At 72.2% G+C, this 13,696-nt stretch carries 14 protein-coding genes; 9 read left to right on the forward strand and 5 right to left on the reverse strand.

Annotated elements, in window-relative coordinates; all coding sequences use genetic code 11:
- Positions 1 to 39: 39 nt before the first annotated feature.
- Positions 40 to 549 carry a LytR C-terminal domain-containing protein gene (locus SALPAC4_RS0116880; protein ID WP_019871314.1) on the reverse strand — a complete coding sequence of 170 codons (510 nt, stop codon included), beginning with the start codon at positions 547 to 549 and terminating at the stop codon, positions 40 to 42.
- Positions 550 to 980: 431 nt separating this feature from the next.
- Between SALPAC4_RS0116880 and SALPAC4_RS0116885 the strand changes: the two genes are divergently transcribed.
- Positions 981 to 1,277, forward strand: coding sequence for a DUF4193 domain-containing protein (locus tag SALPAC4_RS0116885; RefSeq protein ID WP_018214600.1), 297 nt, complete (start codon positions 981 to 983; stop codon positions 1,275 to 1,277).
- Positions 1,278 to 1,421: 144 nt separating this feature from the next.
- Positions 1,422 to 2,228, forward strand: coding sequence for a hypothetical protein (locus SALPAC4_RS0116890; protein WP_019871315.1), 807 nt, complete (start codon positions 1,422 to 1,424; stop codon positions 2,226 to 2,228).
- Between the two features lie 63 nt (positions 2,229 to 2,291).
- Here SALPAC4_RS0116890 and SALPAC4_RS0116895 read toward each other — a convergent pair whose 3' ends face one another.
- Positions 2,292 to 2,822, reverse strand: coding sequence for a DUF3093 domain-containing protein (locus tag SALPAC4_RS0116895; protein ID WP_019871316.1), 531 nt, complete (start codon positions 2,820 to 2,822; stop codon positions 2,292 to 2,294).
- 67 nt (positions 2,823 to 2,889) lie between these two features.
- Between SALPAC4_RS0116895 and dut the strand changes: the two genes are divergently transcribed.
- From dut to SALPAC4_RS0116915, 4 genes are all read left to right on the forward strand, one after another.
- On the forward strand, positions 2,890 to 3,411 hold the full coding sequence (gene dut, locus SALPAC4_RS0116900) for a dUTP diphosphatase (RefSeq protein WP_019871317.1): 522 nt from the start codon (positions 2,890 to 2,892) through the stop codon (positions 3,409 to 3,411).
- Positions 3,412 to 3,484: 73 nt separating this feature from the next.
- Positions 3,485 to 4,177, forward strand: a complete 693-nt coding sequence (locus SALPAC4_RS0116905) for a DUF3710 domain-containing protein (RefSeq protein WP_019871318.1) — start codon at positions 3,485 to 3,487, stop codon at positions 4,175 to 4,177.
- Positions 4,178 to 4,306: 129 nt separating this feature from the next.
- Complete coding sequence (locus SALPAC4_RS0116910; RefSeq protein ID WP_027644321.1) at positions 4,307 to 4,687, forward strand: OB-fold nucleic acid binding domain-containing protein; 381 nt, start codon at positions 4,307 to 4,309, stop codon at positions 4,685 to 4,687.
- Positions 4,684 to 5,382 carry a DUF3159 domain-containing protein gene (locus tag SALPAC4_RS0116915; protein WP_019871320.1) on the forward strand — a complete coding sequence of 233 codons (699 nt, stop codon included), beginning with the start codon at positions 4,684 to 4,686 and terminating at the stop codon, positions 5,380 to 5,382. The genes SALPAC4_RS0116910 and SALPAC4_RS0116915 overlap by 4 nt, the downstream gene beginning before the upstream one ends.
- 16 nt (positions 5,383 to 5,398) lie before the next feature.
- Here SALPAC4_RS0116915 and SALPAC4_RS0116920 read toward each other — a convergent pair whose 3' ends face one another.
- Positions 5,399 to 6,088, reverse strand: coding sequence for a potassium channel family protein (locus tag SALPAC4_RS0116920; RefSeq protein ID WP_018737510.1), 690 nt, complete (start codon positions 6,086 to 6,088; stop codon positions 5,399 to 5,401).
- A 1-nt stretch (position 6,089) separates the two neighbouring features.
- Complete coding sequence (locus SALPAC4_RS0116925; RefSeq protein ID WP_027644322.1) at positions 6,090 to 6,755, reverse strand: potassium channel family protein; 666 nt, start codon at positions 6,753 to 6,755, stop codon at positions 6,090 to 6,092.
- A 163-nt stretch (positions 6,756 to 6,918) separates the two neighbouring features.
- On the opposite strand from SALPAC4_RS0116925, the gene SALPAC4_RS0116930 reads away from it, so the two are divergent.
- From SALPAC4_RS0116930 to dxs, 3 genes are all read left to right on the forward strand, one after another.
- Entirely contained in the window at positions 6,919 to 9,000 is a 2,082-nt protein-coding gene (locus SALPAC4_RS0116930) for an APC family permease (RefSeq protein WP_019871322.1), read from the forward strand.
- A complete protein-coding gene (locus SALPAC4_RS0116935; RefSeq protein WP_018732689.1) occupies positions 8,997 to 10,250 on the forward strand; it encodes a class I SAM-dependent RNA methyltransferase in 1,254 nt (417 codons plus the stop codon). Before SALPAC4_RS0116930 ends, SALPAC4_RS0116935 begins: the two co-directional genes overlap by 4 nt.
- 92 nt (positions 10,251 to 10,342) lie before the next feature.
- Positions 10,343 to 12,325 (forward strand): 1-deoxy-D-xylulose-5-phosphate synthase, encoded by a 1,983-nt coding sequence (gene dxs / locus SALPAC4_RS0116940; RefSeq protein WP_019871323.1) that lies wholly within the window; start codon positions 10,343 to 10,345, stop codon positions 12,323 to 12,325.
- An 81-nt stretch (positions 12,326 to 12,406) separates the two neighbouring features.
- On the opposite strand, the gene SALPAC4_RS0116945 is transcribed toward dxs, so the two are convergent.
- Positions 12,407 to 13,603 carry a hypothetical protein gene (locus tag SALPAC4_RS0116945; RefSeq protein WP_019871324.1) on the reverse strand — a complete coding sequence of 399 codons (1,197 nt, stop codon included), beginning with the start codon at positions 13,601 to 13,603 and terminating at the stop codon, positions 12,407 to 12,409.
- Positions 13,604 to 13,696 lie beyond the last annotated feature (93 nt).

Here is a 13,696-nt window from a genome sequence, read left to right on the forward strand (position 1 = left end):
GAAGACCGACCGGCGGGAGAGCCGCACCGGGAGCTTTGGTCACTCCTCCTGGAACGGGCAGGTGCCGGGCGGCGCCACCGGTGCCCCGAGGTCACCGAGGGATTGGTTGACCTCGGTCGTGGTGGCGAGTTGCTGGAAGGCGCTGCCCAGGATGATGTCCACGGTGGGCTCGGCGCGCTCCGGGTCGAACTCGATCGCGGCGTTGTCCAGGAAGTAGGCCCGCAGGAGGTGCGCCGAACCAACGCCCTTCGGCCCGTATCGCAGGACCGCGATGTTGTCGGTCTTCGCCGCGTCGCCAGTCTCCTCGATCTGGAACTTCCGATTTCGGAAGTCGTCGGAGACCTTGCCGGCGAGGCCCACCTGGTCGGTCCCATTGAGCACCTTGATCTTCACCTCGGCCGGCTCACGGAGGGTGACGTCCGCCTCCGGCCAGCCCGCCTCGCAGCCGGCGCCGCGCCCCGCGTTGCTCTGCGTGTCCCGGACGAGGGCGACAACGGTGAAGATCAGCGCCAGGATCGCTAACAGGGCGACGACGACGAGTGCTCGCACTCGCGCAAAGCTCATCAAGGTGCTCCCGGGACGGAGGAGGGCGACGGTCGTCAACGGTGGGCGAGGCGCCCGAACGGCCATCCGGTACGCCGCTGAGGTTAACGGTTGTCCGGCGGCGGCGTGGAAACAGCCGGACATGCCGGCGTGCCGGCCGGGAACGAGGTAGTACTACCCCTATCTTCATGTCGCCTGAGTCACATTGGGAACAACTTCCCGTGCGGAGGCGTACATCTCTTCCACGAGGGCGGTATACATGCCACGCCCGCAGTGGAGGTAAGGTACCGCGCTCGCTGGGTAGTTCTCTGGCGGCGTCGACCCGACTCCTGCCGGGTCGGGTGAACGACACAAGTGGTGGCCGCCCAGCGGAACCGAAACAACGTCGTCCGGCGTTACAACCGGAAGCGACAACATCGATATGGGAGAGTGAACCGATGGCCACCGACTACGACGCCCCGCGTCGCGACGAGGTCGACCTCGGCGAGGACAGCCTGGAAGAGCTGAAGGCCCGGCGCGTCGACTCACAGTCGGGCGCCGTGGATGTGGACGAGGCCGAGGTGGCGGAGAGCTTCGAGCTTCCCGGCGCCGACCTGGCCGACGAGGAGCTGACGGTCAAGGTGCTGCCGATGCAGCAGGACGAGTTCCGTTGCGGGCGTTGCTTCCTGGTGCACCACCGCAGCCAGTTAGCGGCCCAGCGCAACGGCGACCTCATCTGCCGCGAGTGCGTCTGACCGGGACAAGAACCTCACCACGGGCGGCGGCTCTGTGCCGGGGCCGCCGCGCACCCCGGTCGCCGTGCGGCGGTCCGGTGGGCAGCGGCGCCCCCGTCCCGGTCGGCCGCCCGCGCGGCCCAGTCCAGCGGGAGGCCCGGTGCCATGACCGAGCGGGATCGCGCCGAGCCGGACCACACCGAGCCGGACCACACCGTCGACCAACCGGTCGGTGACGCCGACGATCTCGGTGCCACCGTCGCGGAGCTGACCGCCGACGATGTCTCGTCGACCCGGCGCGGGCAGCTCCTCGGTCGCCTGGTCGGGCAGGCTCAGACCCGCGGGTTCGGCGACCTGTTCCGGCCAGGGTCGGCGCTCGGCTGGATGGTTGACACCATCGCCGAGATCGCCCCGCACGTGCCGGTCCGAGACCGGGCCACGCTCCGTCGGCACTTCCCTGACCTGGACGGTGAGGCGCTGGCCGAACGTCTCGTCCGGAACGCCGCCCGGGCGAGCGCCGGAGTGGGCGCTGCCGGTGGTGGCGTCGCCGCTGTCGAGTGGACGGTGCCCCCGAGCCTGCTCACGGCGCCGGTGCTGCTGGCCGCCGAGACGGTTGCGGTGGTCGCGATCGAACTGAAGCTGGTCGGCGAGCTGCACGAGGTGTACGGGGTGCCGCTGCCTGCCGGTGGGGCCCAGCGGGCGGTGGCGCTCGTCGTCTCCTGGTCCGGGCGGCGAGGGATCAACCCGATGAAGCCGGGCGTTGGAGTGAGCGCGGTGCTGGGTGCCGCAGCCCGTCGTGAGCTACGGGACCGGCTGGTCCGACGCCTCGGCCGCAACCTCACCACGCTGGGCCCGTTCCTCACCGGCGCGGCTGTCGCGGGCTACCTGAACCGTCGGGCCACGCGCGCGACGGCCGACCTGCTCCGTGCTGATCTCCGGCGCCGGGCTGGGGCGCCCCCCGATCCACCGTGAGCCCTCCGGCAGTCGGTGGCCCTGTCTTGCGAGCCGCCCGCAGCCGGTGGCGCCGCGGCCGATTCAGTCTCGACTGGTATCGGCCGCCTCCTGGCCGGTGTGGGTCGTCTCCTGGCCGGTGTGGGCCGCGTCCCGGGCGGCGAGGAGCGCCTCCGCCAACTGCACCGGCCGCCGGGTGCTCACCACCCAGAACGGGGTCGGGTCAGCCGGGTCGTCAAGCACCACCTGCACGGCGCCGGGGATCCACGGCCGCTGGATCACGAACGCCAGGGGGTCCGCGCCGACGCCGAGCACCTCCCGTCGCCCGGCGGCGTCCAACGGGATGACCTCGGCGACGAACCGGGCCGGCAGCCGCGCGTCGTCCACCCGCAGCTCGTCGTCGTCAACCGCCACCCGGATCCGGCCCAGCCAGAGCAGGCTCACCAGGCACGCCGGGAGCAGCAGCACGAACGGTAGCCACGCCCGGACGCCCGCCGCGCCCAGCCAAACCTCGGCGGCGAGCAGCCCGGCCACGGCGAATCCGCCCAGCCAGAGCCACCACGGCAGATCTAGCCGTTCGGTGTAGCGGGCAGCCGGGGACGAGGAGACGCGCACGAGATGAAGGGTACGGCGCGCGCCGCGGTGAGTACCGGGCAGGATGGGCAGGTCACCCAGGAACCGGATGGAAGAGGAAACCGTGACCGACGTCGTACCCGTGCCTGTGCGGCAGCTCGACCCTGGGCTGCCGCTCCCTGCGTACGCCCATCCCGGCGATGCGGGGGCGGACCTGGTGGCCGCTGCGGATGTGGAGCTGCCCCCCGGTGGCCGGGCCCTGGTGCCGACCGGGGTGGCCATCGCGCTGCCCGAGGGGTATGTGGGCCTGGTCCACCCCCGTTCGGGTCTGGCGGCTCGGCTCGGCGTGACCGTGCTCAACGCGCCCGGTACGGTCGACGCCGGCTACCGGGGTGAGATTCTGGTCAACCTGATCAACCATGATCGGGAGGCGGTGGCGCGGATCGCGCGCGGTGACCGCATTGCACAGCTGGTCGTGCAGCGGGTGGCCCGGGCGGGGTTCCAGCTGGCGACGGAGCTGCCCGCGTCCCAGCGGGGCGCCGGCGGGCACGGCTCCACCGGCGGTCACGCCGGCCTGGGGTCGGCCCCCGGGGCGACTGACGGCCGGCAGCCGGTGTCGGAGGCATCGTGATAGCCGGCGCGGGCGCATCACCGGTAGCGAAGGAAAGTGACAGGGTGGGCGTGAACAGCGTGAACAGCGGAGGGTGTACGCAGTGATCTTCTCCCGAAAGCGGGCCGGTGCCGAACGACGCCCGCGCGACGAGCGGCCCGAGGCCCAGGACGCGCACGAGGCGACGAACTCGGTGACACCGGCCCCTGGTCCCTACGATGTGAGCGAGGCGCCGGCCGGGGTGCAGCGGCTCGACCTGGGGAGCCTGCAGATTCCCGCGGTCGGCGGGGTCGAGGTGCGGGTGCAGGCCGACCCGCAGGGCGCTGTCCAGCAGGTGGTGCTCGTGCACGGGCAGAACGCGCTTCAGCTTGGGGTCTTCGCCGCCCCGCGCAGCTCGGGCATCTGGGACGAGGTACGCGAGGAGATCCACCAGTCCCTGTCCAACGACGGCGCCACCACCGAGGAGGTCGCGGGTACGTACGGCATTGAGCTACGGGCCCAGGTCCCCACCCAGGACGGCCGTACCGACCTGCGGTTCGTCGGCATTGACGGGCCGCGCTGGATGGTCCGCGCCGTCTACCAAGGCACGGCGGCGACCGAGCCGGATGCGGCCGGCCCGCTGACTGTCTGTCTGGAGGGCCTCGTCGTTGACCGGGGGCAGGAGGCCCGGCCGGTGCGGGAGCCGCTGCCCCTGCGCCTGCCCCGGGAGGCCGCCGAACAGGCGGCAGCGGAACAGGCCGCCGCGGGCGGCTCCGCCGCCGAGCCGAAGCCGGCCCCGCAGGCCTGACGGCGCTGCACCAATCGCTGGGATCCGCTCCGTCGGCGTACGCTGGCGGAGCGGTCCCGACGTGCGGTGGGCCGCTCCACCGCCGGTCCCGGAGGGTCGGCCCAGCCCGGAGAGGGTGACGCGGAGGTCATGTCGACCGACGAGCGACGGGGTTCGCTGCGGCGCGTGCTACGCCGGCTCACCGCGACCGAGGCGGAGATCGAGGCGCAGGAGCTGCTCCGGGAGAGTGCCGAACACGGCGGTATGCCGGCCCGCCAGTGCTGCCGGGGCCAGCTGGTCGCGGTCTCCGGCCGGCTCCGCACCGTGGTCTACACGCCGCGGACCAACCAGCCGACGTTGGAGGCGGACCTGTACGACGGCAGCGATGTGGTGACCCTGGTATGGCTGGGCCGGCGGCACATCGCCGGCATCGAACCGGGCCGACATCTGACCGCACGGGGGCGGGTCGCCATCCGAGGTGACCGTAAGGTCATCTACAACCCGTACTACGAGTTGGAGCCGCCGAAGTGACGACGGGACAGCGCCCGACGGCGCAGCCGGGCACGGGGGCGGAGGAGCCGCTCCCGACGCTCGCCGAGCAGATGGCCGACCAGCTGGGGGGCTGGCGCGGAATGCTGGAGTCCAGCATTCCGGTGGTCGTCTTCGTGGTCGCCAACATCATCGGTGAGCTGCGGCCGGCGGTGATCGCCGCGGTGGGGGTCGCGGTGTTGATCGCGGTGCTGCGGCTGGCCCAGCGGCGGCCGGTGCGGCACGCGGTGAACGGGCTGTTCGGGATCGCGATCGGCGCGGCGATCGCCTGGCGCAGCGGCGACGAGCGGGATTTCTACCTGCCCGGCATCCTCTACGGCATCGGCTACGGCGTGGCGCTGCTGGTGTCGGCGGCGATCCGGCAGCCCCTGGTCGGCTGGATCTGGTCGATCCTGGTGGCCAAGGGCGCCTCCGACTGGCGTCAGGACCCGATCCTGGTGCGGACCTTCACCCGGTTGACCGTGCTCTGGGGGGTGGTCTGGCTGGCGAAGGTCGGGGTGCAGGCCGGGCTCTACCTCGCCCACCAGGACACCGCGCTCGGCGTCGCCCGCCTCCTGCTCGGCTATCCGCCGTACGTGCTGCTCCTGCTGATCACGGTCTGGACGGTGCGTCGGGTGACCCGGCAGACCCCCGAAGCCCCCCTGACGCCTCAGGCCCCCCAGGCCCCGGTCGAGTAACCGCCGTCCGCTCCGCTCAGCAGGCCTTGCGGGTCCGCTCGACGCTGTCCGGGCCGAGCACCACCGTCCGGACGGAGTCCTCCACCTCCGCCGTGCAGACGAAGATCAGCTCATCGCCGGCCTCGATCGGGTCGTCCGGGCTGGGCACCAGCACCCGCTTGCCGCGCAGGATCGCCACCAGCGCCGCGTCGCGGGGCAGTGGCACTTCCCGTAGCGGTTGACCGACGTACGGGGCGCTCGTCGGCAGCGTGATCTCGACCAGGTTCGCCTCCCCCTGTCGGAAGGTCATCAGTCGGACCAGGTCACCGACGGTCACCGCCTCCTCCACCAGGGCGGCCATCACCCGCGGCTTGCTGACCGCCACATCCACCCCCCACTGTTCGGTGAAGAGCCACTCGTTCTCGGCCCGGTTGATCCGGGCGACCACCCGGGGCACCGCGAACTCGGTCTTGGCCAGCAGTGAGACCACCAGGTTGACCTTGTCGTCCCCGGTGGCGGCGACCACCACGTCGCGGTTGGCCAGCTCGGCCTCCTCCAGGTTGGTCAACTCACAGGCGTCGGCCAGCACCCACTCCGCGTCCGGCACCCGTTCGGGTCGGAGCATCGTGGGCTGCCGCTCGATCAGCGTCACCTGGTGGCCGTTCTCGATCAGCTCCTGGGCGATGGAGCGGCCCACGTTCCCGGCGCCGGCGATGGCGACCCGCATGTCACTGCCCCCCTTCCAGCGGCTGCGCCGCCGCTGACGTGACCGCGTTGACGATGTCGTCGGTGACCAGCATGAAGATCTGGTCCCCCTCCTGTACGACGGTGCTCGGCGTCGGCAACGTGCCGATGCCGAACCGGGTGAGGTACGCCACCCGGGCGCCGGTTGTCTTCTCCAGCGCCAGCACCGAGCGGCCGACCCAGTCCTTGTGCACCGGCACCTCCACGATCGAGACGGTGCTCGTCGGGTCCCGGAACAACGCCTCGTTGCCCTCTGGCACCAGGTGCCGCAGCATCCGGTCGGCGGTCCACCGGACGGTGGCCACCGTCGGGATGCCGAGACGCTCGTAGACCTGAGCCCGTCGCGGGTCGTAGATGCGCGCCGCGACGTGGGTGACACCGAAGGTCTCCCGCGCCAGCCGAGCGGAGATGATGTTGGAGTTGTCGCCGCTGGAGACGGCCGCGAACGCGTCCGCTCGCTGGATGCCGGCCTGCCGGAGCACCTCTCCGTCGAAGCCGGCGCCGGTCACCGTGATGCCGGCGAAGTCCGGGCCGAGTCGGCGGAAGGCGTCGGAATTCTGGTCGACGACCGCTACCGAGTGTCCGCGGGCCTCCAGACCGTGTGCGAGGGTCGCTCCGACCCGCCCACAGCCCATGATCACCACATGCACCGTGTGCCCCTCCTCAACATCCGCCCGCACCAGCCGTTGCGGCTGTTGGACGAGCCTGTCACGTCCCCGGGGCGGACGCGGACCGACGGTACTCCGTGCCTGCACCCCCCGGTCTCCGGCCACCCGGGCGTGGGCGTGGCCGAAGGTCGTACGCTTGGCGGTTGTGGCCCGACCCGCCTCGCTGGTGAAGCGACTGCTCGTCGGTCGACCGTTCCGGTCCGACCGACTCCAGCACACCCTGCTGCCGAAGCGCATCGCCCTGCCCGTTTTCGCTTCCGACGCGCTCTCCAGCGTGGCGTACGCCCCCGACGAGATCCTGCTGATGCTCTCGTTCGCCGGGGCCTCGGCGTTCGTCTTCTCGCCGTGGATCGCCCTGGCGGTGGTCGTGGTGATGCTCGCCGTGGTGGCGAGCTACCGGCAGAACGTGTACGCCTACCCGTCCGGTGGCGGCGACTACGAGGTGGCCACGGTCAACCTGGGGCGCCGCGCCGGTGTCGGCGTGGCCAGTGCCCTCCTGGTCGACTACGTGTTGACCGTCGCCGTGTCGGTCGCGTCCGGGGTGGCGAACCTGGGCGCGGTGATCCCCTTCGTGGCCACCCACAAGGTGGCGGTGGCCGTCGCCGCGGTGGTGCTGCTCGCCGCCGTCAACCTGCGGGGGATCAAGGAGTCCGGTACCACCTTCGCCATCCCCACCTACGGCTTCATGATCGTTATCGTTGGCATGATCCTCACCGGGCTGGTCCGGGTGGTGCTGCTCGGCCACGACCTGCGGGCTCCGAGCGCGGACCTGGTCATCGCCACCGAGTGGAGCGACACGACCGGGTGGGCGATGGCGTTCCTGCTGCTGCGGAGCTTCTCCTCCGGCTGCGCTGCGCTCACCGGCGTCGAGACGATCTCCAACGGGGTGCCTGCCTTCCGGTCGCCGAAGAGCCGCAACGCGGCGACCACCCTGCTCATGCTCGGCGCGGTGGCGGTGACCATGCTGGTCGGCATCGTCTGGCTGGCCCGGCTGACCGGCCTGCAGTTCGTGGAGGACCCGGCCCGGCAGATCGTCGGCGGCCCCGACGGGTACGTGCAGAAGACCGTCACCGCGCAGCTCGGCGAGACCATCTTCGGCTCCGGCTCGCTGCTGCTGTTCGTGGTCGTCGGCGTCACCGCCCTGATCCTCTTCCTGGCCGCGAACACCGCGTTCACCGGCTTCCCGGTGCTCGGGTCGATCCTCGCCCAGGATCGCTACCTGCCCCGGCAGCTACACACCCGGGGGGACCGGCTCGCGTTCTCCAACGGCATCCTCTTCCTGGCCGGCTTCGCGATCGTGCTGATCATCGGCTTCCAGGCCGAGGTGACCAAGCTGATCCAGCTCTACATCGTCGGTGTCTTCGTCTCGTTCACCCTGTCTCAGGCCGGCATGATCCGGCACTGGAACCGCTACCTCCGGGTGGAACGCGACCAGCAGGTCCGCCGGCAGATGATCCGCTCCCGGGCGATCAACAGCTTCGGCATGGCGATGACCGCCACCGTACTGGTGATCGTGGTCGTCACGAAGTTCCTGCTCGGCGCGTGGATCGCCATCGCCGCGATGATCATGATCTACCTGGTGATGCTGGGGATCCGGAGGCACTACGACCGAGTCGCCGTCGAGCTCATCCCCGACGAGGGGCGGCCGGTGAAGCCGGCCCGTAACCACGCGGTCGTGCTGGTCAGCAAGGTGCACCAGCCGACCCTGCGGGCGATCGCCTACGCGCAGGTCACCCGGCCCGACAGCCTGACCGCGGTGACGGTGAACGTGGACGACCAGGACACCCGCCGGCTGCAGGCCGAGTGGGAACGGCGGGACGTGCCGGTCGCCCTGACCGTGATCGACTCGCCGTATCGGGAGATCACCCGACCGATCCTCGACTACGTGGCCGGCGTCCGCCGGTCCTCGCCCCGCGACGTGGTCACCGTCTTCATCCCCGAATATGTGGTCGGCCACTGGTGGGAGAACCTCTTGCACAACCAGAGCGCACTGCGGCTCAAGGGTCGGCTGCTCTTCGAACCGGGAGTGATGGTCACCAGCGTGCCGTGGCAGCTCGCCTCGACCGAGGGCAAGGATCTGGACCGGCTGGACGAGACGCTCAGTCGCGGGCCGGCCCGCGGTCCCCGGGCGACGCCGGGCGGCCCGGAGCCGGCAGATGGCACGCCAACGGTCCCCGCTCCGCCGCCCCGGAGCGGTCCGGACCCGTCCGATGGAGGTGGCCGGTGACCGGTGACGAGGGGCTGGCAGAGGCCGAGCGGGTCGAGTTGACCGTCGGGGCGGTGGCCCCGGGCGGGCACTGCGTCGCCCGGGTCGCCGGCCAGGTGGTCTTCGTTCGGCACGCGCTGCCCGGCGAGCGGGTGGTGGTCGAGGTCACCGAGGTACACCGTGGGTTCGTCCGGGCCGACGCGGTGACGGTGCTGCAGGCCGCACCGGAGCGGGTGGAGCCCCCCTGCCCGTACGCGAAGCCCGGCCGCTGCGGCGGCTGTGACCTGCAGCACGTGTCCCCCGAGGCGCAGCTGACCTGGAAGGCGGGGGTGATCCGCGAGCAACTCACCCGACTGGGCGGGTTGACCGAGGGGGAGCTGGACGCGCTGGGCATCCAGGTCGAGGCGCTGCCCGGCGGGTCGCTGGGCTGGCGTTCCCGGGTGCGCTACACCGTCGACGGCGCCGGCCGGGCCGGCCTGCTCAAGCACCGCTCCTACGAGGTGGTGCCGATCGACCGGTGCCGGATCGCCCACCCGGCGATTCAACAACTGCCGGTGCTCGGCCCCGTACGGTGGCCGGACGCCGACGCCGTCGAGTCGGTCGCCTCGACCGGTGGGGACGTGACCGTGACCGCCGTCGCCGGCGGGACGGCGCGGCCGGTGAGCGGGCCGGAACGGGTCCACGAGGAGGCCGTCGGCCGCCGGTGGACGCTGCCCCCGTCGGCATTCTGGCAGGTCCACCCGGCGGCGGCGGACACCCTGGTCAACGCGGTGCTGGCGCAGCTCGACCCGCAGCCCGGGGAGACCGCCTGGGACCTGTACGGCGGGGCGGGTCTCTTCGCCGCCGCGCTGGCGGAGCGGGTCGGTGCCACCGGTCGGGTCACCCTCGTTGAGGCCGCCGGCGCCGGCATCGCCGCCGCCCGGCAGAACCTGCGGGATCTGCCACAGGTCGGCATCGTCCCGGGCCGGGTCGCCGCGGTGTTGGACCGGGGGCGGCACACCGCGCCGGTGGACCTGGTGGTGCTCGATCCACCCCGCTCCGGAGCCGGGGCCCGGGTGGTGCGGGCGGTGGCCGCCGCCGGAGCGCGCGCGGTGGCGTATGTGGCCTGCGACCCGGCCGCCTTCGCCCGGGATGTCCGCGGCTTCGCCGAGCTGGGCTGGCGGCTGGCCGCGCTGCGCGGCTTCGACCTCTTTCCCATGACCCAGCACGTGGAGCTGGTGGGGTTGTTGCTGCCGCCCGACTCGCCGCACCAGCAGCGGAGCGAAGCCTGACCACCGGCTCAGCGTTGCCGGCGTCCGGCGGACCGCTCCGGGTGCTCCCGACCGGACTGCGAGCTGTCGCTCGGCCGATAGACTCTCCGGTCATGAGTGTTGAACGGGACCCGGCAAACCAACCGGGGCTGCTGGCCGCCGTCAGCGGTCCGCAGGACATCAAGCGGATGTCCACCGAGCAGCTGGACATCCTCGCCGCCGAGATCCGTGACTTTCTGGTGGCCAAGGTCTCCCGCACCGGCGGGCACATCGGCCCCAACCTGGGGGTGGTGGAGCTGACCCTCGGGCTGCACCGGGTCTTCGACTCCCCCCGGGACCGGATCCTGTTCGACACCGGCCACCAGGCCTACGTACACAAGATTCTCACCGGCCGGCAGGGTGGCTTCGACAAGCTGCGCCAGCGCGGCGGGCTCGCCGGCTACCCGAGTCAGGCCGAGAGCGAGCACGACCTGATCGAGAACTCGCACGCCTCCACCGTCCTCTCCTACGCCGACGGGCTGGCCAAGGCGTACGCGCTGCGGGGCGAGTCCCGGGCGGTGGCGGCCGTGGTCGGCGACGGCGCGCTGACCGGCGGGATGTGCTGGGAGGCGCTGAACAACATCGCGACCGCCGGCAACCCGCTGGTGATCGTGGTCAACGACAACGGTCGCTCCTACTCGCCGACGATCGGCGGGCTCGCCGACCACCTCTCGACGCTGCGCCTGAACCCCGGCTACGAGCGGGTGCTGGACACGGTCCGGGAGGCGCTCGGCTCGACCCCGCTGGTCGGCCGGCCGATGTACGAGGTGCTGCACGCGGTCAAGCGGGGCATCAAGGACGCGGTCGCGCCGCAGGCGATGTTCGAGGACCTCGGCATCAAGTACGTCGGCCCGGTTGACGGGCACGACATCACGGCGGTCGAGGGGGCGCTGCGCGCGGCGAAGTCCTTCGGCGGCCCGGTGATCGTGCACGCGGTCACCCGCAAGGGCTACGGCTATCGCCCGGCCGAGGACGACGAGGCGGACTGTTTCCACAGCCCCGGTGCCTTCGACACGGAGACCGGCAAGGCCACCGCCGCGCCGTCGGTGAAGTGGACCCACGTCTTCGCCGAGGAGCTGGTCGCGATCGCCGACGAGCGACCAGATGTGGTGGGGATCACCGCCGCGATGGCCGAGCCGACCGGCATCGTCAAGCTGGCCCGGAAGTACCCGGAGCGTACCTACGACGTGGGCATCGCCGAGCAGCACGCCGCCACCTCGGCTGCCGGGTTGGCGCTGGGTGGTCTGCACCCGGTGGTCGCGGTCTACGCGACCTTCCTCAACCGGGCATTCGACCAGGTCCTGCTGGACGTGGCGATGCACAAGCTGCCGGTGACCTTCGTGCTGGACCGGGCCGGGATCACCGGCCCGGACGGGCCCAGCCACTACGGCATGTGGGACATGTCCATCTTCGGGGTGGTGCCGGGCCTGCGGCTCGCCGCCCCCCGGGACGCCGCCACCCTCCGCGAGGAGCTGCGCGAGGCGGTCGCCGTGGACGACGGTCCCACCATCGTCCGCTTCCCGACCGGATCCGTCGCCGCCGACCTGCCGGCGCTGCGCCGGGTCGGTCCGGTGGACGTGCTCGCCGAGTCGGCCCGCGCCGACGTGCTGCTGGTCGCGGTCGGCTCCTTCGCCGGCCTCGGCATGGAGGTCGCCGCCCGGGTCGGCGAGCAGGGCTACGGCGTGACCGTGGTTGACCCGCGCTGGGTCCGGCCGGTCCCGGCCGAGCTGGTGGAGCTGGCCGCCGGGCATCGGCTCGTGGTCGTTGTGGAGGACGGGGTTCGGGCCGGCGGCGTCGGCGACGCCATCGCCCAGGCGATGCGGGACGCCGACGTCGAGGTGCCGGTGAAGGACCTGGGCGTACCGGTCGACTGGCACCCGTACGGCACCCGGGCCCAGATTCTCACCGACCTCGGCCTGACCGCCCAGGACGTGGCCCGCGACGTCACCGGCTGGATCTCCCGGCTCGACCTTGACGCCACCGGCAACGAGAAGGAGCTCGTCTCCGATCAGGTGGAGCCGATCGTCACACCGCGGGGGACCCCCGCGGCGAAGTGAGGGCGCGGGTGGGCGACGGCGGACCGCTCGCCGTCGCCCACCCGCACCGCGGCATCGCCACGGGCGCCGTCGCCCTAGGCGCTACTGCGGAGCGGGCAGGGAACGGTAGTGGGTCTCCGCGCTGGTCGCCAGGCTCACCGTGACCGTCTCGTCGGCCAGGGGCAGGATCGCCAGGCCCGGGCGGTCAACGAGGTGGGACGTGCCGGCCGGGACGGACAGCGAGTCCTCCGGAGCCGGCTGCCAGCTCAACACGGCCAGCCGCTGCCCCGCCACCGGCAGGACGTACGCCTGAAGTGGTGCGGCCCGATCGGCCGCTGACATCATCGCTGCGCCACCGGTGCCCGGCCGGTACAGCATCGCTGTCATCACGTCGTCGGCCGTCTCCCAGGTGAGCTGCTGCACCGCACCCGGCGGGCCGGCACCGAGCGTGCCCTCGCCGACCGTCCGGAGGGTCAGCCCCGCCATCGGCCAGGAGGCCGGCACCGAGGCCGCCGACGTCCGGCTCCCGAACTGGCGTTGGATGCTGCCGAACGGCCCCTGGTCGCCGGCGAGCGCGCAGGTGTCCAACCCGGCCAGGGCCTGCTGCCCGGAGCCGGACTCGTCCCGTACCAGCGGGTCGCGCGGCGCGTCCAGGCCGGTACCGAGGTCGAGGAAGCGCTCGGCGGCGCGCCCCTGCGGCAGCGCCTCGGTGGCGCGTAGCGCGGCGGTGACCGGGACCGCGGAGCAGGTCGGCACCGCCACCGGTGTGCTCAGACCCCCCTCGATGGTCACCGCCTGGCCATCCGGACCGGTCAGGTCGGTGACCCGGGCTGAGACCAGGTAGCGGCGACCCGCTTCGGTGTGGACCGGGAGCACATCGGAGTAGACCAGGTAGCCGGGATCGGTGTGCTCGACGGCGTGGGTGACGGTGTGGCGCCCGTCCTCCCCGGCGACCTGGAGCAGCCAGGAGGCGCCCGTACCGGGAACATCCGCGGCGACCAGGGCGAGCGGCGCGCCGTCGACCTCGCCGACCCAGAGGATGCCGGAGGTGGGCAGGTAGGCTCGGTCGCCGAGCGGTGACCGCCAGCCGCGGACCGCCTCGGTCACCGCCGTGGTTGTCGCGGCCTCGTCGGCGAGGGAGCCGCGGGCCGGCCAGACGGTGAGCGAACCGTCCCGGCTCTCATGCCCGACCGACAGGTCACCCGGTGCCCGGTCGGCGACCGCTCCGCAGCCGGCCAGGGTCGCCACCAGGGCCAGCGCAGCGGCGGCCGTCCTGCCGGTCCGGTGGGCTGCAAGCACCGTTAGCTCCTCTGTCTCCTGCGAACCGCAATGGTACGAGACGGCACGGTGCCGCCCAGCGCCACCCACAAGGGATTGTGTGCTGGCTTTCGT

This window comes from Salinispora oceanensis, from assembly GCF_000383575.1.
Taxonomy (GTDB): domain Bacteria; phylum Actinomycetota; class Actinomycetes; order Mycobacteriales; family Micromonosporaceae; genus Micromonospora; species Micromonospora oceanensis.